The organism is Corynebacterium sp. HMSC077D03 (assembly GCF_001808545.1).
GTDB lineage: Bacteria > Actinomycetota > Actinomycetes > Mycobacteriales > Mycobacteriaceae > Corynebacterium > Corynebacterium simulans.
Genome location: NZ_KV793700.1, coordinates 138467 through 165274 on the forward strand (window position 1 = coordinate 138467; position 26808 = coordinate 165274).

The 26808-nt window shown below is 57.9% G+C and carries 24 protein-coding genes and 1 pseudogene; 9 read left to right on the forward strand and 16 right to left on the reverse strand.

Annotated elements, in window-relative coordinates; all coding sequences use genetic code 11:
• Positions 1-129: 129 nt before the first annotated feature.
• From HMPREF2888_RS09220 to HMPREF2888_RS09230, 3 genes are all read right to left on the reverse strand, one after another.
• Positions 130-792: a flavin reductase family protein gene (locus HMPREF2888_RS09220; protein ID WP_141744853.1), complete on the reverse strand. Its 663-nt coding sequence runs from the start codon at positions 790-792 to the stop codon at positions 130-132.
• A gap of 1 nt (position 793) precedes the next feature.
• Positions 794-2347 (reverse strand): histidine ammonia-lyase, encoded by a 1554-nt coding sequence (gene hutH, locus HMPREF2888_RS09225; RefSeq protein WP_062041217.1) that lies wholly within the window; start codon positions 2345-2347, stop codon positions 794-796.
• 77 nt (positions 2348-2424) lie between these two features.
• Positions 2425-3132 (reverse strand): IclR family transcriptional regulator, encoded by a 708-nt coding sequence (locus HMPREF2888_RS09230; RefSeq protein ID WP_062044274.1) that lies wholly within the window; start codon positions 3130-3132, stop codon positions 2425-2427.
• A gap of 98 nt (positions 3133-3230) precedes the next feature.
• Between HMPREF2888_RS09230 and hutG the strand changes: the two genes are divergently transcribed.
• Positions 3231-4163, forward strand: coding sequence for a formimidoylglutamase (gene hutG, locus HMPREF2888_RS09235; protein ID WP_070518702.1), 933 nt, complete (start codon positions 3231-3233; stop codon positions 4161-4163).
• A gap of 38 nt (positions 4164-4201) precedes the next feature.
• Here the strand turns inward: hutG and HMPREF2888_RS09240 are convergent, their stop codons facing one another.
• Positions 4202-4690 (reverse strand): hypothetical protein, encoded by a 489-nt coding sequence (locus tag HMPREF2888_RS09240; RefSeq protein ID WP_083296633.1) that lies wholly within the window; start codon positions 4688-4690, stop codon positions 4202-4204.
• Positions 4691-4737: 47 nt separating this feature from the next.
• The gene (locus HMPREF2888_RS09245; protein ID WP_070518668.1) at positions 4738-6084 is read right to left on the reverse strand and encodes a YjiH family protein; all 1347 of its coding nucleotides are present in this window, start codon (positions 6082-6084) and stop codon (positions 4738-4740) included.
• Positions 6085-6218: 134 nt separating this feature from the next.
• On the opposite strand from HMPREF2888_RS09245, the gene HMPREF2888_RS09250 reads away from it, so the two are divergent.
• Positions 6219-6632 (forward strand): (deoxy)nucleoside triphosphate pyrophosphohydrolase, encoded by a 414-nt coding sequence (locus HMPREF2888_RS09250; protein WP_070518669.1) that lies wholly within the window; start codon positions 6219-6221, stop codon positions 6630-6632.
• 98 nt (positions 6633-6730) lie between these two features.
• Positions 6731-6943, forward strand: coding sequence for an NUDIX hydrolase (locus HMPREF2888_RS12580; RefSeq protein WP_246815062.1), 213 nt, complete (start codon positions 6731-6733; stop codon positions 6941-6943).
• Here HMPREF2888_RS12580 and HMPREF2888_RS12780 read toward each other — a convergent pair.
• A complete protein-coding gene (locus tag HMPREF2888_RS12780; RefSeq protein WP_070518671.1) occupies positions 6921-7313 on the reverse strand; it encodes a hypothetical protein in 393 nt (130 codons plus the stop codon). The two genes, HMPREF2888_RS12580 and HMPREF2888_RS12780, sit on opposite strands and share 23 nt — an antisense overlap.
• A 160-nt stretch (positions 7314-7473) precedes the next feature.
• Here HMPREF2888_RS12780 and HMPREF2888_RS09265 point away from each other — a divergent pair, with 160 nt between their 5' ends.
• Positions 7474-8511 (forward strand): DNA cytosine methyltransferase, encoded by a 1038-nt coding sequence (locus HMPREF2888_RS09265; RefSeq protein WP_061921833.1) that lies wholly within the window; start codon positions 7474-7476, stop codon positions 8509-8511.
• 10 nt (positions 8512-8521) lie between these two features.
• Positions 8522-9442 carry a NaeI family type II restriction endonuclease gene (locus HMPREF2888_RS09270; protein WP_062035412.1) on the forward strand — a complete coding sequence of 307 codons (921 nt, stop codon included), beginning with the start codon at positions 8522-8524 and terminating at the stop codon, positions 9440-9442.
• 4 nt (positions 9443-9446) lie between these two features.
• Here HMPREF2888_RS09270 and HMPREF2888_RS12785 read toward each other — a convergent pair whose 3' ends face one another.
• From HMPREF2888_RS12785 to HMPREF2888_RS09290, 3 genes and pseudogenes are all read right to left on the reverse strand, one after another.
• Complete coding sequence (locus HMPREF2888_RS12785) at positions 9447-10115, reverse strand: hypothetical protein (protein ID WP_141744854.1); 669 nt, start codon at positions 10113-10115, stop codon at positions 9447-9449.
• 242 nt (positions 10116-10357) lie between these two features.
• Positions 10358-12160 (reverse strand): annotated as a pseudogene (locus tag HMPREF2888_RS09285) (FAD-binding and (Fe-S)-binding domain-containing protein); the annotation flags it as partial.
• Between the two features lie 133 nt (positions 12161-12293).
• Entirely contained in the window at positions 12294-13577 is a 1284-nt protein-coding gene (locus HMPREF2888_RS09290) for an MFS transporter (RefSeq protein WP_082778585.1), read from the reverse strand.
• Between the two features lie 142 nt (positions 13578-13719).
• On the opposite strand from HMPREF2888_RS09290, the gene HMPREF2888_RS12585 reads away from it, so the two are divergent.
• Positions 13720-14292 carry a hypothetical protein gene (locus HMPREF2888_RS12585; protein WP_246815057.1) on the forward strand — a complete coding sequence of 191 codons (573 nt, stop codon included), beginning with the start codon at positions 13720-13722 and terminating at the stop codon, positions 14290-14292.
• On the opposite strand, the gene HMPREF2888_RS09300 is transcribed toward HMPREF2888_RS12585, so the two are convergent.
• The 3 genes from HMPREF2888_RS09300 to HMPREF2888_RS09310 are packed head-to-tail and all read right to left on the reverse strand — an operon-like array spanning position 14247 to position 17745.
• A complete protein-coding gene (locus HMPREF2888_RS09300) occupies positions 14247-15164 on the reverse strand; it encodes an ECF transporter S component (RefSeq protein WP_141744855.1) in 918 nt (305 codons plus the stop codon). The genes HMPREF2888_RS12585 and HMPREF2888_RS09300 overlap by 46 nt on opposite strands.
• A complete protein-coding gene (locus tag HMPREF2888_RS09305; RefSeq protein WP_062035418.1) occupies positions 15154-15990 on the reverse strand; it encodes a hypothetical protein in 837 nt (278 codons plus the stop codon). The genes HMPREF2888_RS09300 and HMPREF2888_RS09305 overlap by 11 nt, the downstream gene beginning before the upstream one ends.
• A 60-nt stretch (positions 15991-16050) precedes the next feature.
• Complete coding sequence (locus HMPREF2888_RS09310) at positions 16051-17745, reverse strand: carboxylesterase/lipase family protein (RefSeq protein WP_070518672.1); 1695 nt, start codon at positions 17743-17745, stop codon at positions 16051-16053.
• Between the two features lie 185 nt (positions 17746-17930).
• Here HMPREF2888_RS09310 and HMPREF2888_RS09315 point away from each other — a divergent pair, with 185 nt between their 5' ends.
• Together HMPREF2888_RS09315 and HMPREF2888_RS09320 are read left to right on the forward strand one after the other, a co-directional pair.
• Positions 17931-18698, forward strand: a complete 768-nt coding sequence (locus tag HMPREF2888_RS09315) for a hypothetical protein (protein WP_246815058.1) — start codon at positions 17931-17933, stop codon at positions 18696-18698.
• A gap of 154 nt (positions 18699-18852) precedes the next feature.
• Complete coding sequence (locus HMPREF2888_RS09320; RefSeq protein WP_210386816.1) at positions 18853-22569, forward strand: multifunctional oxoglutarate decarboxylase/oxoglutarate dehydrogenase thiamine pyrophosphate-binding subunit/dihydrolipoyllysine-residue succinyltransferase subunit; 3717 nt, start codon at positions 18853-18855, stop codon at positions 22567-22569.
• A 118-nt stretch (positions 22570-22687) separates the two neighbouring features.
• Here HMPREF2888_RS09320 and HMPREF2888_RS09325 read toward each other — a convergent pair whose 3' ends face one another.
• Positions 22688-23473 (reverse strand): type 2 periplasmic-binding domain-containing protein, encoded by a 786-nt coding sequence (locus HMPREF2888_RS09325; RefSeq protein WP_070456215.1) that lies wholly within the window; start codon positions 23471-23473, stop codon positions 22688-22690.
• A 133-nt stretch (positions 23474-23606) separates the two neighbouring features.
• Between HMPREF2888_RS09325 and HMPREF2888_RS09330 the strand changes: the two genes are divergently transcribed.
• Positions 23607-24743 carry an Mrp/NBP35 family ATP-binding protein gene (locus HMPREF2888_RS09330; protein WP_070433470.1) on the forward strand — a complete coding sequence of 379 codons (1137 nt, stop codon included), beginning with the start codon at positions 23607-23609 and terminating at the stop codon, positions 24741-24743.
• Positions 24744-24775: 32 nt separating this feature from the next.
• On the opposite strand, the gene HMPREF2888_RS09335 is transcribed toward HMPREF2888_RS09330, so the two are convergent.
• From HMPREF2888_RS09335 to sigE, 3 genes are all read right to left on the reverse strand, one after another.
• On the reverse strand, positions 24776-25393 hold the full coding sequence (locus tag HMPREF2888_RS09335) for a twin-arginine translocase TatA/TatE family subunit (protein ID WP_061921800.1): 618 nt from the start codon (positions 25391-25393) through the stop codon (positions 24776-24778).
• 104 nt (positions 25394-25497) lie between these two features.
• On the reverse strand, positions 25498-25956 hold the full coding sequence (locus HMPREF2888_RS09340) for an anti-sigma factor family protein (RefSeq protein ID WP_062039033.1): 459 nt from the start codon (positions 25954-25956) through the stop codon (positions 25498-25500).
• Between the two features lie 127 nt (positions 25957-26083).
• Complete coding sequence (gene sigE, locus HMPREF2888_RS09345; protein ID WP_070433460.1) at positions 26084-26749, reverse strand: RNA polymerase sigma factor SigE; 666 nt, start codon at positions 26747-26749, stop codon at positions 26084-26086.
• Positions 26750-26808 lie beyond the last annotated feature (59 nt).

Sequence of the window (26808 nt, forward strand, 5' to 3'; positions counted from 1 at the left end):
TGTCTCGTATATGAGACACAGACGGGACGATCGACGATGCCGTGCATGCGCCGGTTTATCCCCCTCCTTTCCGCGGCCCTCCTCGCCGCTTGATCCACCCACGCGGGCCAGCGGGTTATGGCCGATGCGCTAGGCGCTGCCCTCTAGTCCGGCGCGCGCGGCGTCGTCGGAGCCGGGCACGCGCATCTCGAATTTTTCTGTGACCACGGTGTAGTCAAAGTAGCCCATGCGCGCGATGGGCTTAATCTTGAGGATGTCAAGCTTGCCTTCCTCATCGATGACAGATTCATCGATATGGATGGTTTTTACATCCGCCACCACGAGGTCGATGCTGCCCACCTTGGAATTACCAGGCACGCGCAGCGTGGTCTTGTACTGGCACTCGAACTTCACCGGCGATTCTTTCACCATGGGAATGCGGTAATTGTCCGCGTATTCCTTGGTTACGGAAAGGCGGTCCCACTCGCTGTCGCCATAGTCGAGCACCTGGGCGGATTTATTGACTTCCTCGCGTAGATCATAGGTGGCCATATTCCACACGAACCAGCCGGTCTCCTCCGCGTTAAGCACCGTGTCCTTGCGGCGACCATCCGGGTACTGGTTGGCCGAAAACATCACCATGGGTAGATCGAAGGTGAGGTTTTGCCACTGACTATAGGGCGCGATGTTTTCGCGGCCCTCACCATCCACACTGGAAAGCCATCCAATGGGGCGCGGTACCGTGCTGGCTTTAAAAGGGGAAAACGGCAAGGGGTTGGGCTCAGATTGCGGGCGCCAAGAGATGGTCGACATATTAACCACGCAGCTTTCCGGTAGCATTCTCGACGGCTTCGACAAGCGCGCCCTCCTTGACTAGGCGCACGGTCTCCTCGATTTCCGGAGAGAGGTAACGGTCCACACCTGGCCCCTTGACGGTTTCGCGCAGCTTGGCGATCACCGCGCCGGTGCCCTTAGCCGGGGCACCCTCGCGCATGTCGATGGCGCGGGCGGCGGTGAGGATCTCAACGGCCAGCACGCGCTGCAGGCCATCGACGGCCTTGCGCAGCTTGCGGGCGGCGGACCACCCCATGGAGACATGGTCTTCCTGCATGGCCGAAGACGGAATGGAATCGGCCGAGGAGGGGTTGGCGAGGCGCTTCATCTCACTGACGATGCCAGCCTGGGCGTACTGCGCGATCATGTGGCCGGAGTCGACACCGGGGTCGTCGGCAAGAAATGCGTTCAGCCCGCGGTTGCGTGCCGGGTCCAGGAAGCGGTCGGTACGGCGCTCGGAAATCGAGGCCAAATCCGCGGTGACAATTGCCAGGAAGTCGAGCGCATAGGCCACCGGCGCGCCGTGGAAGTTGCCATTGGAGACCACGCGGCCATCCTTGGTCACCACCGGATTATCCACCGCGGCAGCCAGCTCGCGTTCAGCCACCTGGGCAGTGTGGGTCAACGTATCGCGGAAACCGCCGGCGACCTGCGGGGCGCAGCGCACGGAGTAGGCATCCTGTACCTGATTCTTCTTGAACTCCTCGAGCGCGGCTTCCAAGATCTGTGACCCCTCGGCCACCTGGAGGATATTGGCCGCGGCATCGGCCTGGCCCGGATGTGGGCGCAACTGCTGCAGGTCATCTGCAAAGACAACGAGGGTACCCAGCAGGCCCTCCACGGTCATGGCGGTGGCAATATCGGCGGTCTTTGCGGCCGCGCGCAGGTCAGTAATGGCCAGGCAGAGCTGGCCGAGCATGCCATCGGTGCCGTTGATGAGCGCTAGGCCTTCCTTCTCGCGCAGCTGCAGCGGCTCGATGCCAGCTGCGGCCAAGGCTTCGCCCGCATCCTGCAGCTCGCCGTTCACGCGTACCTCGCCTTCTCCCAACAGGGCCAGCGCACAGTGAGCAAGCGGCGCCAAATCTCCGGAGCAGCCCAGCGAGCCATACTCGCGCACCACCGGCACAATGCCAGCATTGAGAGCCTTGGCATACGTTTCCACCACTACGGGGCGCACGCCGGTGCGGCCGGTACACAGGGTGGACAGGCGCAGCAGCATCAGTGCGCGGATGACTTCTTCTTCTACTTCCGGGCCGGTGCCCGCAGCATGCGAACGTACCAGGGAAAGCTGCAGCTGGGCGCGCATCTCTTCCGGGATATGACGGCGGGCCAAAGCGCCGAAACCGGTGGAAATCCCGTAGACGGGGGTCGGATCCTGCGCGAGTTCTTCAATGCGCTCGCGGGTAGCGGCCACCTCTGCTAGCGCTTCGGGAGCAATCTCCACCTGCGCGCCATAACGGGCAACGGCAACGACGTCCTCGATGCTCAGCGCGCCGACATTTACGGTCACGGTGGTTGGGTAGGCGTTAGGCATGGCAAAAACTCCTTTAAAAAGGGATCAACAATTTCAATGTGTCGCGCGACAGCCCAACGCGATGAATGTATGCTACATCACTTTTTGCGATTGCGGTACATTTTAGCCGCCATCTTGTCCGATACTTCCAGCAAAGCTCGAACGGCGGCGTCTACCTTCGTATCCGGCGTCCCTACCGGATACGTCACCGCCACCGCCGCCGCTGGGCGGTCCAAATGATCCAGGATGGGTACCGCCACGGAGGCCTGACCGCGAGTAATTTCTTCAATCTCTTGGTCCCACCCGCGTGCAGCTACCAAACGCAAGCGTTCTTTCAACGCGGCAAAGCCGCTACCTCCCGCAGTATCAAAGGCGGCGCGCACCTCCGCATCAGGCAGATGCGCCAGCATCACACGCCCGGATGCCGTCTTATGTGCTTGCAGGCGCACGCCCACCTCGGTCACCAAGGAAGTAGCCCCGGCCGCACGCACCTCCTGCAGATACAAAATTTCCGATCCAGCCATACGTGACAGATGCCCCGATCCACCCACCAGCGCCGCACACTGTTCCAAGTCCCGAGTAGCCATGCGCACCAAGGGCTGCTGCGTTACATAGGCCGAGGCCATGGAATACGCCGCCAACCCCAGGCCATAGGTCTTATGCTCCGGCAAATGGGCTACAAAACCAGCATCAACCATCTCCGCCAGCAGGTGGTACGTAGATGAGCGCGGCAGGTTGAGCTCACCTTGGATGCGGGCGGCAGAAATAGGGACGTCGATCGTGGATAAAAGCTTGAGGATCTCCATCGCGTGACGCGCCGCGGGGACTCTGTTGGTACTCACGCTTAGTGATTGTAGGCAGAGTTTCCTGCCACATGCCGCGGTTTTACCTAACATCGAAGACCATGAACACTGAAACAGCTGAACTTTTCACCCCCGCCCCCGAATGGTCCGGCCGCTCCGATGGCCCGGGACCAGAGCATGCTCGCTGGCATAGCGTTATCAATCAGTCCGCCACTTCCCCAGCCCCAGTGACTCTCTTGGGTTTTGCTTCCGACGAGGGCGTGCTGCGTAATGGTGGGCGCCAGGGTGCAGCCGCAGGCCCAGCCGCGCTGCGTTCCGCGCTTGGCTCCTTGGCGGTGCACCATGAGCATGCGCTTGCCGACGCCGGCACGATCACCACACAGGCCGATGACCTCGAGGGTGCCCACGACGCCCTTTCCGATAAGGTGCAAGAACTCGTCGCGGCCGGCACCCTCCCCATCATCCTGGGCGGCGGGCACGAAACCGCCTTCGGCTCCCACCGCGGCCTGTATCGCGCGGTAGGCGCCACCAAGATCATCAATCTCGACGCCCACTTCGATCTCCGCCGCGCGGACCAGGCCACCTCCGGCACCCCGTTCAAGCAGATTTCGGAGCTTAGCGATGACTTTGATTACACCGTGCTGGGCATCTCCCGCCCCAATAACACCAAGGTGCTTTTTGATGAAGCCGAATCTCTCGGCGTGGCCATCACTTTGGATGAAGAGCTAACCAACCTCACCCCGGCCGAGTGCGGCGAACTTGCAGCCCGCGCCACCGAGGGCAAGGACAAGGTTCACTTGTCCATCGACCTCGATGTCCTGCCGGCTTCTACCGCGCCGGGCGTATCCGCCCCGGCATCTCTGGGCGTGAGCTATGAGCGTATCCGCGCCATGGCCGTAGCAATTGCGCGGACGGGCAAGCTGGCTCTGGTGGACGTCGTCGAGCTCAATCCCACCTTTGACATAGATAACCGCACCGCCAAAGCAGCGGCGCGGCTTATCGATGACATCGTCACGGCCCACCTCGCTAGCTAGACACCAACGGCGTTGGGGGTTTACCCGGGCCGTGCAGTCTATCGGGTAGCTTTCTTACTCATCCAACGTTGGACTCCCCACCACATAGCGGGAGTAAAGGCAACAGCGATGAGCCAGTAGACAAGCCAGAAGCTACCCGTTAAGCCAGTCACCACAATGCCTATGAGCAGCAAAAGCGCTGCGCCAACACTTGCAACCGCACACTTTGTGAAATTGCGTCTGTCCGCATGAGCACTTTCTCGGGGTGCAACTCCAGAAACCTTCCGGTCTACGAATCCAATAATGTCTTTGCCAAAGACAACCGAGAAAGAAATATAAAAGGCCGCGAATCCGTGCATGAACTCGGCCCTCCCGCCTTGGCTCAGGCTCACATAGAAAAATACTAAGAGCAGCAGGTCGATAATTGGGGTCGCGGCCATAAGTATCAAGCCAAGTTTGCGCAGATTAAACACGTAGCGCATGAAGCAGCCAGCCACTAAGCAAAGCCAAAAAGCTACCTCAGCTGCGATAGTGGCTATAAGCATCATTGCCCTCCAACAATATCGATCCTCTAACCCGTCTTGGGTTCAACTTATCAAAAAAGCAGGTGGGCAATCGGCGTGGCGATGAGAATGGTCAGCGCTACACGCTCAAACCAAATGATGACCAAGTGGGTCAGTTTCACCGGAATCTTGGTTGCCAGGATGCACGGCACCAATGCGGAGAAGAAAATAATGGCAGAGACTGCCACCACGCCGATGACGAACTTGAGCACCATGCTGTCGCTGCCTGCCACTGCGGTGGCGGGCAGGAACATCTCCGCAATCCCCATGGCCGCGCCCTTGCCCGCTAGTACCGGCTCCGGCAGCCGCACTACCCACGCGAACGGATAAAACAGGTAGCCAATCCACTCGAAGATGGGCGTAAAGCGCGCCAGTAGCAGGCCAATAAGACCCACCGACATGATGGAGGGCACAATGGCCGCCGCCATGCGGACACCATCGCGCAAGTTCTCCCAGATGGACTCCCACAACGACGGTGCGCGTTGTAGCGCCAGCATCGCCTCGCGCCACGCGTTTTTGATGCGCGGGCCTTCTACCGGCTTTTCCGGATCTGGGTGCGCGTCCGCAAAATACTCGTCTGGAATGGTGCGCAGCGGCGGAATCCGCACGGTAATAGCAGTAACCACAAAGGTCACGATGAGCGTGACAATGAAGTATGTGCCCCATACCTTCATCAAGTCGAGCTGCTTGGCCACGATGACCATGAAGGCCGCAGAGACCGTCGAAAAGCCGGTGGCAATAATCGCTGCCTCACGCCCGGTGTATCCACCCTTTTGGTAGACGCGGTCCGTGACCAAAATTCCCAGTGAATATGAGCCCACGAACGAGGCCACTGCATCAATGGCAGAGCGCCCCGGCGTCTTCCACAGCGGCCGCATGATGGGCTGCATGAGCACGCCAACGAACTCCAGCAGGCCAAAGCCAATGAGAAACGCTAGGAACGCACCACCAATCGGCACGATAAGGCCTACCGGAATGGCAATCGAGTTCCACAAGAACGGCACCAAGTCCTCGTCACCGAGCACCCACGGCAGCGCGTCGATGACCATAAGAAACGAGATCACCGCACCGATAATATTGAGCACCGCAAAGACTGCCTGAAGCGCGCTTTCTTTAAATGCGCCGGTAGTAAAACTTCGCACCGTTCCGTACACGGCCAAGGCAAAAATAATCCACGGCACCACCGCCGGAATCCCCTCACGCACCATGGTGACCATGTGGTCCAAAGGAATAGAGCGCTTATCCTGATACGTCACCGGCAGGAAGAATACGAATGCGCCAATCGCGCTATATAAAAAGAGTTTCCACCGTCCCCCAGGCTGCGGAATTTCCCCGTCATGACTCTGGATGGAGGAGTAAACCGATTCGGTAGAAGTCACAGTAAAACCGTCCCCTCAAGCTTGCATACAAAATTCAAGCCCGCGCGACAGCCTTTACGCGAACATTAGGAATATGTTAGCTAAGTTACAGACTGCTGTCTACACGTTTTCGAGATCCAAGGCACAATAGAGTCATGTCTAAACCCATTCGCGTTGTGGGCGCCGTCTTCGTCGATGAAGAACGCACACAGCTCTTAGCCTTCCGCAAGAAGCCCGGCACGTCCCTCGCTGGCATGTGGGAATTTCCCGGCGGCAAGATCGAACCCGGCGAAACACCAGAGCAAGCACTCGCGCGCGAACTCAAGGAAGAACTCGGCATTTCAGCCACCGTCGGCGAAAAGGTAACGACAACCGTTCACCATTACGATTTCGCCACCGTCGAGCTCACCACCTTTTACTGCGCCACCACCGCCTCCCTGCGAGCCGACGACCTCAGCCTCACCGACCACGACGATACGAAATGGGTTACCTCCACAGAGGCCGCGCATCTAACTTGGGCTCCCGCAGATATCCCGGCGGTAGAAGCTATTGCTTCTAGTCACAGCTAAGAAAGGAATCCACCCGCGGACTTGACCAACTAGATAGGAACACCCCCGAGCAAGCCCTCGCCCGTGAGCTTCACGAAGAGCTCGGTATCGAAGCCACCATCGGCGAGAAGGTCACCACCACCGTGCACGAGTACAAGTTCGCCACCATCGAGCTGACTACTTTTCGCTGCACCGCCGAGGCCAACCTGACAACCGAAGGTCTCGCCCTCACCGACCACGACGCTACCCACTGGGGCACCCCAGACAAAGCCCAAGAACTAGAGTGGGCGTCGGCCGACATTTCGAGCCTTAAACTCTTAGGCCTGGGATAACGAAACTCCGGTATGTGTCAGACTCCAGCATTTGCCGTATCTTAATTCCAGCTTCAAAGACTTCCATCTGGTGCTCAATCATGTATTCAACAATCGAATAAGTAGTTTTTCCACCATTGGTCGCGTTTCCTGGATATCCTGGGCGTGCAGTTAATAAGTCGTAGTATTTTCGCTCGACTCCATTAACATTACGGAATTTCGTGTCCTCTTCACCTAGCTCGATTTCAGGGTGGACGGCGCATCTACGCAGTAGACTCGAGAGCTTTTCCTTTTCCGAACGCGGCGACGTGTTCGGCCACCCATACTTGATCCCGATCGCAGCCACTACCAAGATCTCATCTCGATGCCAGGGCACTCGCGTCGTTTTCATGCAATTACACCTCTTAAGGGAACAAGCGTTCGTAAAATTATATGGAATGTCCGCCAACTCGCTATGCTCTCAACAGAGAATCAACACAGACACTTTATTAATCAAACCATTATCACACGATGATTGTTTACGTTTTCACGCTCAGAAAGGAACCGGCTCGATGGCTACCTCACGCCTCCACTCATTCGAGATTTGCGCTGGCGCTGGCGGCCAGGCTTTGGGCTTAGAACAGGCAGGTTTCCATCACGCAGCGGTCGTCGAAATCGATAATTGGGCCGCTGAAACTCTCCGCCAGAACCGCGGAACTGAAGGACCTCTTGGAAAATGGAATGTCCATGAAATGGACGTCCATAACCTGGATGGTAGGCCATGGAGAGGGAAAATCGACCTATTTGCTGGCGGAGTTCCATGCCCTCCTTTTTCAATAGCAGGTAAGCAACTTGGCGCCGACGATGAACGCGACCTCTTTCCACAGGCGCTACGTCTGATCAACGAAATTGATCCACGTGCTGTGCTTCTAGAAAACGTTAAAGGGCTCGGTCAAAAACGGTTTGACTCCTACCGAGATCAAATAATCGATCAGCTTGAAGAAATGGGGTACACCGCCTTTTGGAAACTTCTCCAAGCAGCTGATTATGGAGTGCCGCAGCTTCGACCAAGGTTCATCCTTGTCGCTTTAAAGGACGAATTTGCCAACTATTTTGCCTGGCCGAAAGTAGTTAAATCACACATGCCGGTGGGAACAGCACTTCTCCCGCTAATGGCAGAAAATGGTTGGCCTGGAGCTGAAGCTTGGGCTCGAAACGCAAACACAGTGGGCCCGACTCTTGTGGGCGGAAGCAAAAAACATGGTGGCCCAGATGTAGGGCCAACGCGTGCTCGAGAAGCCTGGAAGAAACTCGGAATTAAGGGCTCCTCTATCGCCGAATCACCGCCAGCTGCTGATTTCACAACAGACCCCGAACAAGAAATGCCGCGTTTGACGGTACGAATGGGTGGTGTCATCCAAGGTTTCCCCGAAGACTGGAAGTGGGCCGGTGGGAAAACCGCACAATGGCGGCAGGTTGGCAATGCCTTTCCTCCGCCGGTGGCCAAGGCACTCGGCGAACGCATAAAGTTCGCGCTGCGAAAGAAACCAATTCCGAAGTCTCTAGAACCTGCAACACCAACCCGTGTCAACCAGCTGAGTCTGATTTAAAATTGGCAAGGTGATTGCCAAGATTCAACCTGACACGATTTCTATACAGCTAGCGGCTGCATTCAAAGAGCAAGACCCCACGGGAGAACGCCTCGGACGTGTCTTCCGCGAGTCTTTCGACCAGATTTATGATGGTCAACATACTGGACGTTTCGCCATTAGCCAGCTCAGTAAGACCGAATCTGCTCACCTCGGCTCAATAGTCGAAATCAACATTCGCCGAGAATTCGACGGCTTTATCGGCGACGGTGAGGTGATGGATTTCGACATCGAGGGCTTCGAAGTTGACTGCAAGTACTCGAAACAGAAGTTTGGCTGGATGATCCCTATCGAGGCTCTCGGGCATCATGGAATGCTTTGCCATGCCGACGATGAGCAGGGAACTTTTCGAGTGGGATTCGCTTTTCTCGATTACTCAATTCTGACTAGAGGCAGCAATCGCGACGGCAAGCGCTCGATTTCCGCCGCTGGTCGCAGCGCAATTCAATGGCTTTTCCTAGACGAAGCTTTTCCGCCGAACACCCTCCTACAACTCAGCGAGGACGACCGAGCAAAGATTTTCTCTTCAAGTTCCGGAGCTCAGCGCCTCAATGAATTGTTCAGAATTGCTCAAGGCATCATAGTCCCACGTGGCATCATCGCCACTGTCGCGCAGCAAAAGGACTATATGAAGCGTATTCGATACAACGGAGGCTCTCGTTCTGCTCTACAGCCTGAGGGGATCGTGATCCTTGGAGATTACCTCAAGCACCAGAAAATTGCCGCCGAATTAGGCCTGCCAATCCCCAAAGACGGTGATTCACTATCAACGCGATTAGTTAAGTGTGAGAAAAGCTTCGAGGGCTCTAAAACCTATATCGATGATTCTTACTGGCGAATTGCAACACCAACCGATGCAGTCGAACCAGCCCCGACACTCCCATTCAAGTAGACGTCTAAACTCCGGTCCTGATGTAGTGACGCCCATTGAATCGATTTACGATCCGCGACTCAACATTAACCAGCCCCAACAGCGCAGCAGTCAGAGCTTCTGTCCCTAGCCAAGCATTCACTACGGTTTGAGAAATACTCAAATCTACGGGGGACTCAGCTTCTTCTAGCGCCTCTGGACTAATTGTTCGAGCACCATTCAGCTTTTTCCCATGCATCACCTTGGACACTGCTTCACTTTCGTATGCAGATTTCACGATTTCCATGACTTCTTCATACGGAGCGTGACCATACTGCTCCTGCCAATACTTAAACTCATTTTGGAAAAGCGGAAAATACAAATTCAGATGTAAAACGCCTTTACCCGTTCCACCATTATTAGTTCTGAACCTTTCGTTTGGTTCGAACCTCGCTGCGAGGAACCGAACCTCGAATGGAAAATCGTCATCCCATGAAACCTTTGAGATGCCATCGGATTTCGCTCGACGCACACCGGTTTTGTCCCCATCAATAGATTCTGACAGAACGGCCGTGTCGCCTTGTCCTCCAGTTGCTTCGTTTGAGCCACTATGAGTCTCGGAATCTTCACCACGCGGCCTGCTACCGCCTAATGACTCGGGAGACCCTGTTGAAGAAATTAATGCACTTTTCGTCCATGCGCTCTTACACGCCATTCCGCGAAAGCACGTTTAAGTCTTCCCAGGTGGCACAGCACCATCCATGGATGCGTTGCGACGGCCAGGATCGCCGCGGCCCGCACAAGCCATACGGCTACCCTGCGCCGCGGTACTAACCGCGAACTTGTACAAGAACTAGTGGACAACAACCAGCGCTAGTACAAAACAGCCAGCGGCCAGTCTTCCCTACTTTGTGGCGGAAGCCCCGGCCGATGTTGTGGTTTTTATCGGGCGCCTGCTTAGTTGTAGTAACTGGCCTTGCCGATGATGCCGTGGACGATTTCAGCGATGTGTTGGGCGTTTGTGCCGGTGCCCTGTTCGATCTGAGTGCGGCAAGAAAAGCCATCAGCGATGACAACCTTGCCTTCCGTGGCTGCCTTCTTCACCTTCGGGAATAGTTCGCGCTCCCCCAGCGCCATGGACACTTCAGCGTGGCCTTTCTCAAAGCCCCAGTTGCCGGCCAGGCCGCAGCAGCCGGTAGCGATCTGTTCCTCGTTGATGCCCAATGCCCGCAGCACGGCAGCGGAATGTTGCGGATCGCCTAATGACTTTTCGTGGCAGTGCACCTGTGTCAACGCGGAGACATCGCCCGGCGCGATGACGCCGGCGGCGACGAATTGCTCAAGGCGCTTGGCAATAAACTCGCTAAACGAGTGGGTGTTGCGCGCCAGGTTTTTAATCACTGCGCCGTATGTCGGGTCGTCGCAAAGCTCAGCGGCTTCATGTTGCAGCATCACGGTGCACGAGGGCTCCACGCCAATCACAGGCAGCCCGCGGTCCAGGTAGGGCTTCATCACCTTGACCGTCTGCCGCAGCACGCGCTTTACCATGTCGAGCTGCCCAGTCGAGTGCCAGGTCAAACCACAGCACACAAACTCCTGCGGTATGACCACCGTGTACCCGAGCGCTTCGAGCACCTCCACCGTGGCCGTCGCGGGTGAAGTACCCAGAGAGGAATTGAAAGAATCCGGCCACAACACCACGGTGCGTTCCCCCGGTGGCAATGGTGGAACTGGAGCGGCCGAAGAAACTGCCTCATCGCTACTTTCCGTGCTTCGGTTTACCGCGGCGTCGCCAAGCACGGGCACCGGCTCATGCTCTTTGTGCCACTTGCGCAGCGAGGTATGCGCGAAGTGGATGAGCGGACGGCCAGCATCCAACCCGGAGACTTTCGCTATAAGCGGCGCCAGTCGCGGCGCAGACATCACCTTATCCAACAGCGTGGGCACCACCGGAATCTTGTGCGCCACGTAGCCCAAAAGCGGCAGCCAGCCCATCACATAATGCGCACCCGGACGCAACTTGCCCTTGTAGTGGTTGTGCAGGAACTCCGCCTTGTACGTCGCCATGTCCACGTTCACCGGGCATTCGGAAACGCACGCCTTGCAGGACAAGCACAGGTCGAGAGCTTCCTCAACCTCTTTGGAACCGAAGCCGTCCTTGATGGACTCGCCACGGAACATCTCACTGAACATGCGGGCACGGCCGCGGGTCGAGTGCATCTCGTCGCCGGTAATCTGGGAGGACGGGCACATCGAGCCTGTCTCACTGCGGCACGCGGATACACCCACGCACCTATTGATGGCGTTGACCAGCGAGCCCTTGTCCTTGCCCAACTTGTGCACCGGCGTGAGCTCAAAGCGTCGCTGCCCCGGCGCCATGCGCAGCCCCTCAGTCACTGCCTCCGGCTTTACTAGAACGCCCGGGTTAAAGAAATTCTCCGGATCGAAAATCTCCTTGAACTGTTCGAATAGCTCGCGCATCTCCTGCGAGTACATGCGGTCCAGCAACGCCGAGCGTGCGCGGCCATCGCCGTGCTCGCCCGAGAGCGAACCACCGTGGGCCGAGACCAACTCCGCTGCCTCATTCATGAAGGATTCGAACTGCGCGATGCCCTCATCCGTGCCGAAGTCGAAGGAGATACGCACGTGCACGCAGCCCTTACCGAAGTGACCAAATGGAATACCGCGCAGCTCATGCTTTGCCATCAAAGCGTACAAATCCCGCAAATAGGCCGCCCGCTTGCTCCTGGCCCACCTTGGAGCGCAGCGCCTCCAACAGGCCGCCGCCCATGCCCTCGATTGTTACCACGTCCGGCATGCGAAGCTTCGCCGCTGCCGCCGCCCTTCTCGACGCACGAGTCGAGGAAATCTGGGACGCTCACACTGGCGAGTTTTAAAGGCGCTTCTTCTTGCGCAGCGGGATTCGGCGGACGATAGCGCGGCGTTCTTGGAGAGTCTCACGGCCGCACAGCCAAGCCACGAGCCCCATGGCGGCCACGCCCGCGCATACCGCGAAGGCTTTGGCGAAGCCGAAGTAGTCCGCCAGGCCGCCAACCACGATGGGACCAAGAATCTGGCCAAAGTCACCGGCCATCTGGAAGGTGGAAAGCACCTGACCGCCGGAGCGCTTGTTGCCCACGACGTCGCCAATAGCGGCAGTCTGCGCCGGATTGATAAGCCCGGAGGCGACGCCGGCAAAAGCCGAGACAATGAGCAGCGTCGGGATGGTATCGGCCAAGCCCATAAGCCCCACGAACACGCCCGTGCCCACCAATCCGATGAGGATCATAGGACGACGGCCGTAGATATCGGCCCACCTGCCAGAAAATTGCAGCACCACAGCGTTTCCCGCAGCGAATACAGCTAGAGCAAAGCCGGAGGCAGCGGCGCCGTTATGAAAGACCGAGGCGGCAAACAACGGCAGCACGGAAACTCGCACGCCCATGTTGATCCAGCCCTGCGCAAAGTTTGAGGTCAACACCGCCCGATACGCGGTATCGTGCCATGCCTCGCTGAGCTTCATCGGCGGCAGCGCCGCGCCCGCAGAACCATCGCGCGAAAGCGAAGGCATGAGAACCCAGACCACAACCGCCGCAAGCGCGACGCCCGCGCCATAAAGCACGAAAGGCCACCTAAAGCCCATAAACGCGAGGCTGGCGCCAAGCAGCGGGCCGATGATATTGCCAAGCAGGAAGGCCGTGGCATAGGTTGCAGAACACTTGCCGCGGATAGTCGGCGGCGAAAGCTTCACGATAAGCCCCATGGCAGAGACCGTGAACATCGTGGAACCGATACCCGCCAGGGCGCGAAAGAGCACGATGTGCCAATACTCCTGGGCCACCGCTACGAGCGCCGTGGTAATCGCCACCGTAAATAGGCCCGTCAGATAGACCCAGCGCGAGCCAAACTTGTCCACGAGCTTGCCCGCACCGGGCGCAAAGATGAGACGGCTGGCGGAGAAAATCGAGACCACCATGCCCGCGGCGGCCATGGATACATCGAAGCTCACCACGAACTGTGGAAGCAGCGGCGCGATGATGCCGTAGCCCAAGGCGATAATGAAGGCCGCCGAGACCATAATCCAAATTTCACGGGGGATCTTTGGCACTGCTTGCGGTTTGGGCTCACCGGCACTTAATTCATCTGCTGCAATAGCTGCTTTTTCATTGTGGGGCATAGCAACATTTACCTTAACCCGCTTGGCAAACCGGCAGCTAAGGATGGAAATGACACTAGAAATAGTTTAGAAAAATCCCAATTCGAACAAATTTTCGCACAATTTTCTTTTCATGTCAGCTACACCAATTAGGTTGTGCGCCATGAAGAACTTCAAGAACTCCCCTGCTTCCACAAACACCTGTTTCGGCATCCGCCACGCCGCAAGCCGGCGTGCACGCACTACCCATAGCCATTCGCATGTGTCCGAGCGCCTCCGCGCCGGCGAGATAGCCGCTGACATCCTCTTCCATGAAACAGAAACGCTCAACGCTCTAAACGGGATAGTGCGCCATCCACGCTCGCTGGCGCGGCCCACGCCAACATGGCGGCCACCATTAAAGGAGCTTCCGGCAGTAGCAGGCTTTCCGGCACTAACCATGGCAATAACGCGCCATCGTGTGGGCGAGCGCGCCCGCGCACGAGTCTTGGGCTATGGCGAAGACCGAGTGCCCGCGTATCTCGTCTCAGTACGAATTACTGATTCGACAGGAGCCTCTGTTACCCCGGAGCTTGCCGAAGCATGGGTGCGTGCAATGGTGCCGCCGGAGCTAGCAAACGCTGTCCACGAGCTAACCAATGCCGAAGCGCAGCGGTTCGTGTGGCTAGTTGACAGTGCCTACCTTCCGGTTCACTCTCCAGTCTCACTCTTCGCAGGCTTTAGCCAGGCAGCATAGCGGCTGATACCACGGTCCATATAGCGCAAACCGCGGCGAATGCCATCGCCGTGCCCAAGGTTTTCGCTATTTTCACGGAAGACGCTATCCGCAATTGCTGCGTTTCCGGGATAGACGGCATAGGACCGCAAGCCGGCAGGGGCAAAACGGATGAGGAGACACGCCGCAACGACCGTGAAGGCCTTGTCAATGGAATCAGAGGTAAGCGCCTGGCAGATAATGGCCAAGCGGTCATTTCCAGTTACCATCTGGTAGAAGTTCAACAGGCCTTCACGCCCGATATCGCCTTCCCCACCGAGCGAATAGATCGTGGGATAGACGACAAGCATGCCGGACAAGCATCCGGCCAGCAGGCCAATCACGATGGTGGTTGCCACGTAACGGAACATGCGCCGTTGCGCCAGCGCACCGAAGATATACCCTACGAACATGGACACAGGGATAAAGGCTAAAGGATGCGCAGCATAACTAGCGCTCAGCACAGAAGCGCCGAGGCCTGTAGCCATACCCAAGGTAGGCCCATACAAAATGGCAACCACGATAGTGCCCAAAGTATCGAAATAAAAGGGGATGTTCGTTCCTACCACCAAAGAGCCAATAAGCATATTCAGCGCCATCCCCATCACGGGGTTGAACATCATATAGCGCGGAAATAGCCCGTACCTAGAAAGTAATAGGCCCGCAGTTGCAACCAAGCCCAACGCCCAAATGGTGATGGTCAAAGGGCTCGAGAAGGTATAGGTTATCTCCCGGAACTGCGGGGATGTCGACATAGACCACGCGCCTGCGGCAACCAGCACCGAGAAGAGGACGCTTAGTTGACGCCAGCGATTGCGGAAGAGGCCCGATACGGCGCCCAGTTTAGAGCTCATCCTCGTCATCGTAGTCATCGATGACATCATCATCTTCATCATCTAGCGCTTCATCCTCATCGTCGTCAGCGCCGAAGATGTCGTAGACGTCGGGCTCCTCAAACTGTGCATCGTCGAAGGAAACCAACTGACACTCCCAGTCCAGAGCTTGATCGGAGACCAAGCTCAGCACATCAAAGAGGCGATCGAAGTCAGTGTAGGTACCAAGCTCCAAGGCCTCGGCCGGGACTTCAATGATTGGGGCGGAATCGTGAGCCTCGCCGACCTCAAACAATGCAAGACGCTGCTCCTCGCTCAAGTCATCGTCCTCGTCCTGCTCCCACAGCTCGTTGATGGCTTCATCCTCGAGCTCGTCATACTCTTCCTCGTCAAAGTCGAATGCCAAGAAACGCACGATGGCAGAGGGCACGCCATCGACAGTCTCTACGAGCACGCGCAGCTCAGAGTCGTTAGCCACCTCAGCCACGACGAGGTTCGGGTTGAACTCATCCTGCATAAACTCAAGGTCCGCAATGCGTTCATCGGTGCCTTCCAGCAGGTCCCGCAAAACCGTCACTACCTGATCGGTAGCGATGTGCTTTGCCACAGCCTCAACTGCATCATCCACGGAGAAGGCCACCGAGACCAGGACGGCCTCAAAGTCTTCATCGTCTTCATCCACATCCGCTGCCGCAATGTAGACATTCGCGGCAGGCAGGATTGGGTCAATTTCCACTAGTTGAATCTCAAGATCCGAAGTAATGGGCACAAACATCACGTCATCATTGACGCGGGACTCAATTCCCTCAGCGTCCAACGCAGAAGCGATATCTTCAAAAAAGCTCATCAGTGCAATCCATCCATGTGGCAGTTGGTCACCATGGCTATCACCAAGGCTCCTCAAAGCCTACCCGTTATCCTGCCGCCGTGTTTCTAAACCAAGCGCAGCCAAAAGCTCGGGTCGACCGCTTCCCCACTCGAGCATGTGATAGTTCTGCCATGCCTGGCGACGCCGCTCGAAGGGCGCAACCACGACCTGCGGCTCCGAGTCAAAAATCATGGTCTTGCGCTGGCTTGGCTCATAGCGCGGCCAGTTCTCGTTTGGCCGGCCAGTATGGATGAAAGAGGACCACTGCGACTGCATGAGTTGGGTCATGTCATCCATCAGGGCACTATCACCCATGCGGGTCAGTGCGGAGACCCGGGAAGCGCCAGGATCGCCGAAGATATTGGACAGCTCCATCGAGTGCATCGCTCCTAGCCCAAGCCACTTCAACGCCGCTGGCGCAAAATCGAAGCGATACATCCAGGTCTCGTGCTCCCGCGAGTGCGCATCGGCAACTCGTACGGTGGGCGCCCAGAACAGGGCGTCGGTAAGCAGGTGCGCAAAATCCTGCCGAGCAACTGCCCCGCCATAGGCCTCCACCACCGCTGGGGCGTTGACCTCGTCGAAGGAAGCAAGCAGGCGCAACGCGGCGCGCCGGCGCGCACTCTGACGCTGGTAGAGAAACTTGCCAAAGCTCGCCTCGTCCGAGTTCGTCCCCACCAAAAGCGGTACATCGGCTTGTTTGCCTTGGGCGAAAGCCTCCAACGGATGCAAAGGAATCAGATCGTCATCCACCGTGGGCGCGTAGCAGGAATTCAAGTGGAAAAGCTCGCCCGCACGCCACATCATCGATTGGCCGGCGCGCACTATGTCGCCGAATTCAGCCTCGCGCAAATCATCCACGCTGGCCGCGCGCGGCAAGGCCATACGGTTGACCAACTCGCGCGCCCAGAACGTTGATTGCGCCCGCGAATGCAGCATGCCAATCGGCGGCGACTGCGCAATCGCACGATGAAACAGCCCGTGCGCACGCGGCACCGTCATCAGTGTCAACACCGCTGCGCCACCGGCAGATTCACCCATCAAGGTGATGTTGCCATCATCTCCGCCGAAAGCGGCGATATTTTCCTTAACCCACTGCAAGGCCAGGAGCTGATCCGATACCGCTGGATTGGCCGAGCACTCGCCTCCCAGGCTGCGCAGATCCAAATAGCCCAGCGCCCCCAAACGGAAGTTGATGGAAACGTAGACCACGTTCATCTGCGCAGCCAGTTCGAATCCACGCAGCATAAGCATGTGCGAGGAGCCAACGATGAAACTGCCGCCATGGATGTAGACCACCACCGGCAGCTTTTCGTCGTTGTCTGGGCGAACGACGTCGAGATGCAAGCAATCCTCTCCGCCCGCGACGCGATCTTGCCAAGAATAGATAGGCTGCGGGGCTACTGGACCAAAGTCATAGCACTCGCGTACGCCTTCCCAACTGGGAGCTTTCTCGGCAGCACGAAAACGCTGGGCGCCGCTGGTATCGGCGCCGAATGGAATGCCCCTCCAAGAGCGCACGGGCGCGGAAATTGGGCGATCTGTACGGAGATCTTCTTCCCTCGTGCCACGTACCCAGCCAGATGAAGTCCGTACCGTCAGCTCGTCTTCCCACACGTTGGCTGCGGCCTCCGCCGCAGCGCGCGCACGACGATGCGCATCCGCTGCATGCATGCGGGCAGCGGCGGAACTAGTTTCACGGGATATATCCCCGAAGCTCCCCTCAGCTTTCATACTTCTAAGACTAGAAAAGTTTCTCTCTTTTAGGCGGGTTTGGATACTTAAAAAATTCTCGACCAACGCTATTGCTAAATCCACAGCAAGCGCTCAGGAAAAAGCAGAGACACTTCGCTACGGTGGTTTTACAACAGGCAACCAAATACCGGTTGTCATAAACAGTTTTAGAGGTGATTTAGAAGATGAGCATTTTAGATAAGGCAAAAGGCGCAATTGAAAAGAGGGTTTCTAACAACGCGACGGGCCCGGCAAATCCCACCAACTCCGACAATGTTTATGAGATCAACCCGGAGGAAGCCAACCGCGTCACCAACGCGCTTTTAGATGGCCTAGACAAAGCAGTCGCAGCGCAGTCTGGTGTTATCAAGAAATACGTTGATGGCCTTCGCAAACGCAATCCGGAGTCAAGCCCAGCACAAATCCAAGCAATCCTCGATAAGCACTTGCTTAACCTAGTCTCTGGCACTGGTGCTGCTGCCGGTGCTTCCGCCGCAGTTCCGGGTGTAGGCACCATCGCCGGCATCGCTGCTATCGCGGCAGAATCCGTGGTTTTCCTGGAAGCTACCTCCTGGTACGTATTGTCTTCTGCTTACCTGCGCGGTGACAACATCGAAGACGAAGAACGGCGCCGTGCCCTGGTTCTGCTGGTGCTGACCGGTTCTAAGGGCAGCGCCTTGGTTGACACCTTGGTCGGCGACATGGGCACCGTCAAGGGCGTTACTTCCGCAGCCACCCTGTCGCGCTTTACCGGCCCAACCCTAAGCGGTCTCAACGGCCGTCTCACCAAGCTTTTTGCCAAGCAGGTAACCAAGCGCCTGAAATGGGCATGGGTCTCCAAGCTGATGCCAATGGGCATCGGTGCAGTGCTCGGCACTTCTGCCAACCGGAAACTTGCCAAGAAGGTAATTGAGCATGCTGGCGAGCAACTTTCGCCTTTGCCCACCTCATAAGGGGCGCTTTCACCCCTGACCTAGTGAGCAAAACAACTCGGAACGTATCATGGTTGAAGACACTTTTCGGGGTGCTGTGTGCACCCGCGCAAAGGCCCTACTAAAGTCCCATTAACGAACCGTAATTAACAAGGAAATGAGGCGAATTCCTGCCGTGAGCAACTCGAGCATTTTCGGCCCCAATGCGTGGCTGATTGACGAACAGTTCCAGCAGTACTCAAAGGATCCCAACTCCGTAGATAAGGAGTGGCGCGATTACTTTGAGGCCAACGGAGCACCGAAGAACGCGGCTTCTGCCCCAGCAGCCGCTGCACAATCCTCCGCGAAGAAGTCCACTCCGGCGAAGCCAGCTGCAGATTCTGCTACCCCGAACGGTGCGCCAGCAGCAAAGCCAGCGAAGGTAGCAGAGAAGCCAGGCAAGGATTCTGACTCCAAGAAGAACTACCCAGATTCCCCGCTCGATCGCATCGGCGAGGCTCCGGAGGCTGGCGAGCGTCAGCTCAAGGGCATGTTCAAGGCAATCGCTAAGAACATGGACGAGTCCCTCGAGATTCCAACCGCAACCACCGTGCGCGACGTTCCAGTCAAGCTGATGTGGGAAAACCGCGCGATGATCAACGATCACCTCAAGCGCACCCGCGGTGGCAAGATTTCCTTTACCCACATCTTGGGCTACGCCTTGGTCAAGGCGACCCAGATCCACCCAGACATGAACGTCCGTTACGAGGTCAAGGACGGCAAGCCGACTGTCGTACAGCCAGAGCACGTCAACCTGGGCCTCGCTATCGACCTCCCGCAGAAAGATGGCTCCCGCGCACTCGTTGTGGCAGCGGTCAAGGAAGCCGAGAAGATGTCCTTCTCCGAGTTCGTTGACGCATACCAGGACATCGTCAACCGCTCCCGCCAAAACAAGCTCACGATGGATGACTTCTCCGGCGTCACCATCAACCTCACCAACCCGGGCGGCATCGGCACCCGCCACTCCATCGCCCGCCTGACCAAGGGCTCCGGCGCCATCATCGGCGTCGGCTCCATGGATTACCCGGCTGAGTTCGCCGGCACCTCCGAGGACCGTCTGGCTGACATGGGTGTAGGCCGTCTGGTCACTCTGACCTCCACCTACGATCACCGCGTCATCCAGGGCGCGGAGTCCGGCGAGTTCCTGCGCACCTTGGGCCAGCTGATCACCGATGATCGCTTCTGGGACGAGCTGTTTGAGTCCATGGGCGTTCCTTACCAGCCATTCCGCTGGGCACAGGATGTCCCGAACACCGGCGTGGACAAGAACACCCGCGTCATGCAGTACATCGAGGCTTACCGCTCCCGCGGCCACCTCCTCGCCAACGTCAACCCACTTGGCTGGCGTCAGCCGGGCCTGCCTTGGCCGGATCACCGCGACCTTGACCTTAAGACCCACGGCCTGTCGATCTGGGATCTGGACCGCACCTTCAACGTCGGCGGCTTCGGTGGCCAGGAGACCATGAAGCTGCGCGACGTCGTCAAGCGTCTGCGTGATGCTTACACGCTGAAGGTCGGCTCCGAGTACGCCCACATCTTGGACCGCGATGAGCGCAGCTGGCTGCAGGATCGCCTCGAGGCTGGCATGCCAAAGCCATCCAACGCTGAGCAGAAGTACATCCTGCAGAAGGTCAACGCTGCTGAGGCATTCGAAAACTTCCTGCACACCAAGTACGTCGGCCAGAAGCGCTTCTCCCTCGAGGGAGCTGAGTCCCTCATCCCGCTGATGGATGCCATCGTGGACACTGCTGCGGGCCAGGGCCTCGACGAGGTCGTCATCGGCATGCCGCACCGTGGCCGCCTGAATGTCTTGTTCAACATTGTTGGCAAGCCACTGGCTGACCTCTTCGGCGAGTTCGACGGCAACTACAAGGGTGGCCAGCTCGGTGGCTCCGGTGACGTTAAGTACCACTTGGGTTCCCAGGGTCACCACATCCAGATGTTCGGTGACGGCGAAATCGACGTCAGCCTGGCTGCTAACCCGTCTCACCTCGAGGCCGTTGACCCAGTCTTGGAGGGCATCGCCCGCGCTAAGCAGGACCTACTGGACAAGGGCCAGGACGGCTTCTCCGTTGTCCCAGTCATGCTGCACGGTGACTCCTCCTTCAACGGCCTGGGCATTGTTCAGGAGACCATCAACCTGTCCCAGCTGCGTGGTTACACCACCGGCGGTACCGTCCACATCGTGGTCAACAACCAGGTGGGCTTCACCACTACCCCGGATTCCGCACGTTCTACCCACTACGCCACCGACCTGGCAAAGGGCTTCGATTGCCCGGTATTCCACGTCAACGGTGACGACCCAGAAGCAGTTGTCTGGGTTGGCCAGCTGGCTACTGAGTACCGCCGCAAGTTCGGCAAGGACGTCTTCATCGATCTCATCTGCTACCGCCTGCGCGGCCACAACGAGGCAGATGATCCTTCGATGACCCAGCCGGAGCTGTACTCCATCATCGATGACCACAAGTCTGTCCGTGAGATCTACACCGAGGAGCTCATCGGCCGTGGCGACCTGTCCGAAGCAGACGCTGAGGCTGCAGCTCGTGACTTCCACGACCAGATGGAATCCGTCTTCACCGAGGTCAAGGAATCGGAGGCCGGTGCCCCTGGCGAGCAGCACGGTATCACCTCTGCGCAGGAGCTGACCCACGGTCTGGATACCTCCATCACCGCCGAGGAGATCGAGGAAATTGGCCAGGCCTACGCCAACGGCCCAGAGGGCTTCGAGTACCACAAGCGTGTTGCCCGCGTTGCCAAGGAACGCCTGAAGACCTCCACCGAGGGCGGCATCGACTGGGGCTGGGGCGAGCTTATCGCCTTCGGCTCCCTGGCTAACCAGGGCAAGCTGGTCCGCCTGGCCGGTGAGGATTCCCGCCGCGGTACCTTCACCCAGCGCCACGCTATCCCGGTCGATCCGCGCGATGGCTCCGAGTACAACCCGCTGAACTACCTGGCTCAGACCAAGGGCAACGGCGGCCGCTTCCTGATTTACAACTCCGCCCTGACCGAGTACGCAGGCATGGGCTTCGAGTACGGCTACTCCGTGGGTAACCAGGACGCACTCGTTGCATGGGAGGCACAGTTCGGTGACTTCGCAAACGGTGCACAGACCATCATCGACGAGTACCTGTCCTCCGGTGAGGCAAAGTGGGGCCAGCTCTCCAGCCTGGTTCTGCTGCTGCCGCACGGCTACGAGGGCCAAGGCCCAGACCACTCCTCTGCCCGCATCGAGCGTTACCTGCAGCTGTGCGCTGAGGGCTCCATGACGGTGGCTCAGCCTTCTACCCCGGCTAACCACTTCCACCTGCTGCGTCGCCAGGCGCTGGGCTCCATGAAGCGTCCGCTGGTCGTCTTTACTCCGAAGTCCATGCTGCGTAACAAGGCATCCGCTTCTGCTATCTCCGAGTTCACCGAAATCAAGCACTTCCAGTCCGTCATCAATGACCCGAACTTCGTTGACCACGAGGGCAAGGTTGTAGGCGACGCCGAGAAGGTCAAGACCATCATGCTGGTCTCCGGCAAGCTCTACTGGGAGCTGGCTAAGAAGAAGGAAGCAGACGGCCGCGATGACGTCGCAATCGTCCGCCTCGAGATGCTGCATCCGATTCCGTTCAACCGTCTCGCAGAGGCATTCAAGGCCTTCCCCAATGCCACCCAGGTTCGCTTCGTCCAAGACGAACCAGCAAACCAGGGCCCATGGCCTTTCTACAACGAGCACCTGCGTGAGCTCATTCCGGACATGCCGGAAATGGTCCGCGTATCTCGCCGTGCGCAGTCCTCGACTGCAACCGGTATCGCCAAGGTCCACCAGATCGAGCAGAAGAAGCTGCTTGAAGAGGCCTTCGATGTCTAAGGCTTAAAAGCCAGATATAACGGCTAAAGCGCCCTTGCCGCCTCGAATAGAGGTAGCAAGGGCGCTTTAGTATATTTTCGAAAAAGCAAGCTCTACGAGGAGCTGCTCAGCAGCCAAGCTAGGACTTCGGCTTGCTCGAATTGTCCTTTTTCTCATCGCCGGAGGTCAGATCGGATCCTCCGGAAGAGTTGGAATCACCGCCGGTATCCATGACTGTGCCCGCATTGGATTGCGAGTTCCAATCACTTACGGTTTGCTCCAGAGAACCGGACTCGTCGGTCTTTTCCAGCAGCTCACGGATTTCCCCATCGGTCAAAAACTTGGTCAGGGAAGACACTGCGAGGCGTTCCTCACGGTCAAAAAGACCCTTGTAATAAACCACGACGTAGTTCTGCGGCAGATCCGGCTCCGCTTCCTTGCACCCCTGCGCGCTGGAAGGCTCTACCACCGCGAGGTCCGGCGGTAGCGCATTCATCAGCGCCACGTGGGTAGTAGCCAAGAAATCCTCGCCCGAGGGGTCCTTTTGGTCTTCCTCGTAGCGCTTCGAAATCTCGCGTGCGGCAACAGGGTTGAAGGCATCGAGCAATTCACCGGTGCAACCGATGTAGAAGTTCGTTGCGCCGTCGCCGCTCTCGATAAGCGGGAGGTTCTGCTCGTTAGCAGAGGTGGCCTCCAGTTCCTCATTACTGGCCACATTTGCGGCTCTGCCCTGGGACTCCAAAGTCTGCTTATACAACTCAGCGAGCAACAGCTGCCGCTTGGACTTTGGGTTGACGGATATGGTTACCGCTTGGTGCAAGCCAGGCTTTTCATCCGCCGAAGGATCAAATTTGGTGCAGGAGCTCAATGCAGCCAATGCCAGTCCGGCAGTCGCTAGCGTCGCTACAAGGCGGCGGGATCGCATCGGCACAGTTCTCCTTAAAGTTATGGTTCTTCCTAAATATTCCTAAAATTCTACACGGCACTGCTGGGCTTTCCGACGCCGCCTTATCCCAGCGTTTTCCTGTATTTAATAAGGGGCTAAGATGGGTTGGGTTATGACTAGCGCTATTACTGAATCCGCCGTTCGGGAGGCCCTTAGCCGGGTTGAAGACCCAGAAATCGGCCGCCCTATCACCGAGCTCGACATGGTGAAATCCGTCGCCATCGACGGCAATGACGTCAGCGTCGAAATCTATCTGACCATTGCCGGCTGCCCGATGAAAAACACCATCGAAGCCAACACTCGAGCCGTCCTCGAGGACATCGAGGGCGTTGGCAATGTCAGCGTGACCATGGATGCCATGAGCGATGAACAGCGTCGCGCTTTAAAGCAGAAGTTGCGCGGCGGCCAGGCTGAGCCGGAGATTCCTTTCGCCAAGCCAGAATCCACCACGCGCGTGTTCGCGGTGGCCTCTGGTAAAGGCGGCGTCGGCAAGAGCTCCACCACCGTCAACCTCGCAGCCGCGCTTTCGGCCAAGGGCTTAAAAGTTGGCATTGTCGACGCCGATATCTACGGCCACTCCGTACCGGGCCTGCTGGGTTCGACCGCCGGCCCCACCGTCATTGATGATGAAATGCTGCTGCCACCAATTTCCCACGGCATCAAGCACATCTCCATTGGCCAATTCGTCGAGGGCAACGCCCCTGTGGTCTGGCGCGGCCCGATGCTGCACCGCGCGCTGCAGCAATTCCTGGCTGACGTCTTCTGGGGCGATCTGGACGTTCTACTGCTCGATCTCCCACCCGGCACTGGCGACGTCGCGCTTTCCGTGGCTCAGCTCATCCCGAACGCCGAGCTGCTCATCGTCACTACCCCGCAGGCAGCAGCCGCGGAGGTGGCAGAGCGTGCAGGCTCCATCTCGCAGCAGACTCGCCAGCGCGTAGCCGGCGTTATTGAGAACATGGGCGCCATGGTGCTGCCTGACGGTTCCACGATGGATATCTTTGGTACCGGCGGCGGCAAGGTTGTAGCAGAGCGCCTTAGCACCATCTTGGGCTACGAGGTGCCTGTCTTGGCTGAGGTGCCGCTCGATCCGGCTCTGCGCACCGGCGGCGATGCCGGCGAACCAATCATCACCGCCGCCCCGGATTCTCCTTCTGCAACGGCAATCAAGCAGCTAGCGGATAAGCTCGCCATCCGCAACGACTCTCTGGTGGGCAAGACCTTAGGTCTGGGCGTTACCCGCCACTAAAAAATTAGGCAGACGCCTAAAGCAGTTACTGCTTAGGTAACATCAGCCCAAGAAAAGCCGGTTCCTTCTGCGTTGTCATTTGCCGCAGTTGGTGCCGACTTTGGCGCCGACTTTGGCGTAGGTGCCTGCGGCTGTTGAGCCGAGCTCTGCTGCGGTTGTGCCGGTGCCGCGTAAATCTGGGAGTAGTCGAAGGTCGGGCGCTGCTGGCCCTGCTGACCTGAATTCGCCTGTTGACTGCGCTGACTGTGTTGGGCACGTGGCCCGGAAGCACCGCGCTGCGCTGCGGAGTGCGCTTGCTCATCGCCCGCGCTTAGATGCGGTTTGCCCATTCCCTCTGTCAGCTTGCGCGGGTCGAAATCATCCCAAGCGGAATCGTCTCCGTCAAAAAGAGCCTTGGTGATAGCACCGCGTGGGCCCAAGCGCGTCCATTCGGCGGCCTGGCTGATGGGGCCACGCAAAGTTTCAAATTCCTCGCTCAGGCCGCCCATTTCACCTTGTAGTTCGGCCTTGGCATTGTTGATTGCCTTACGCGCAGCATAGATTGCCGCACGGACATCCATGATTACGCCGGGGAGCCTCTCTGGACCGATGATCACGATGCCAAGAAGCACGATGACGGCAATCTCTGTCCAACCGATTGAAGAAAACACTATGCTATCTTAGCCCTCCGTTAGCGCCTGTGCGCTATGTGAAACGGGCACCAACCTCATTCGCCTTGACTCCGCTGCTAATAGCGCCACTTAGCGCCACTGCATTAACGCCTCTGATTGTGCTTGATGGCGCGAATGACCATCTCGACCTTGTCAAGGATATCGCGCTCGCCGACGCCACTGGTACCGCCGTGTGCGCTGAAATTGTTTCGCCCTTTTTCAGGTGTGGCGGCGTCCTCGTCAGCTGCTTCAGCTGCGATTCCGGCCAGCTTGGCCATCAAATCTTTCGGTGCACGCACTTGGTGGTCAACGTTGCAGTTGCGCACCCACTGGGAAGCACGGCGCTGCTCACGGACGTCGGCGCGACATTCAGCGCAGTGCACCAGGTGAACATGCACACGATGAGTGGCTTTGGGATCCATCTCGCCATCGACGAAGGCTGCCACAGCTTCGGGGCCTAAGTGCCCAATGGAATCAGCCCGCCGAGCCCTTGCTTTGGCCTTATCACGGGCCTTGGCAAGAGTCTTGTCAAAGGTGGTGGTGGCGCCTTCTACTCCACGCATATGAAACGAGGCGCGGTGCTGATGTGCAGAATCCTCCACGGGAGTTTTGCCACCTACCTTTCTATCGAACGTTGGGTTCGTTAATTAGTCTCCACAATAGACCTCATTGCACTTTAGCGTGGGCGGCCTAGCGGCTACGGAGCAAAACTCGGGCTTCGTCGTTGGTCTGCGCGGCGGTTTCGAGAGCCGCGCGCAGCTGTGCACGGCCGCGGTGGATGCGCGAACGAACGGTACCCATCTTCACGCCCAGGGTCTCTGCGATTTCGTCGTAGCTCATTCCCACGACGTCACACAGAACAACTGCTACACGGAAGTCAGGGGCCAGCTCGTCGAGCGCCTTTTGCAAGATCGGGTCCAAGTTGGCCACGGTATAAGCTTGCTCCGGGGTCATATCGGTGCCGGGCACGCGCTCATAATCTTCCGGCAGGGCCTCCATCCGTATCTTGGCACGATGGCGGACCATATCTAAGAAGAGGTTGGTGGTAATCCGGTGCAACCAGCCGCGGAAAGTACCGGGCTGATACTTATCAAGCGAGCGGAACACACGCATGAAGGTCTCTTGGGTCAAGTCCTCTGCATCATGCTGGTTACCGGACAAGCGGTATGCCAGGCGGTAAACGGAGTCTGCATGCTCGTCCACGAGCTCCGACCACGAAGGCATCGCAGCCTGGCCGGCGTCGAACGCGGCTGTGCCGCTGAGTTCTTCGGAAGCAGCGACGTGAGGCTCCGTTGGGCTAGTGGCCACACCAGTTTCCTGGCGCAAAGACGAATCGACGCGATGCTTCCTTTTCATGCTTTCATCTTCCTATACCGAGCTTCAAAACGCCAGACAGTACTCTGCGAAGTGACTGT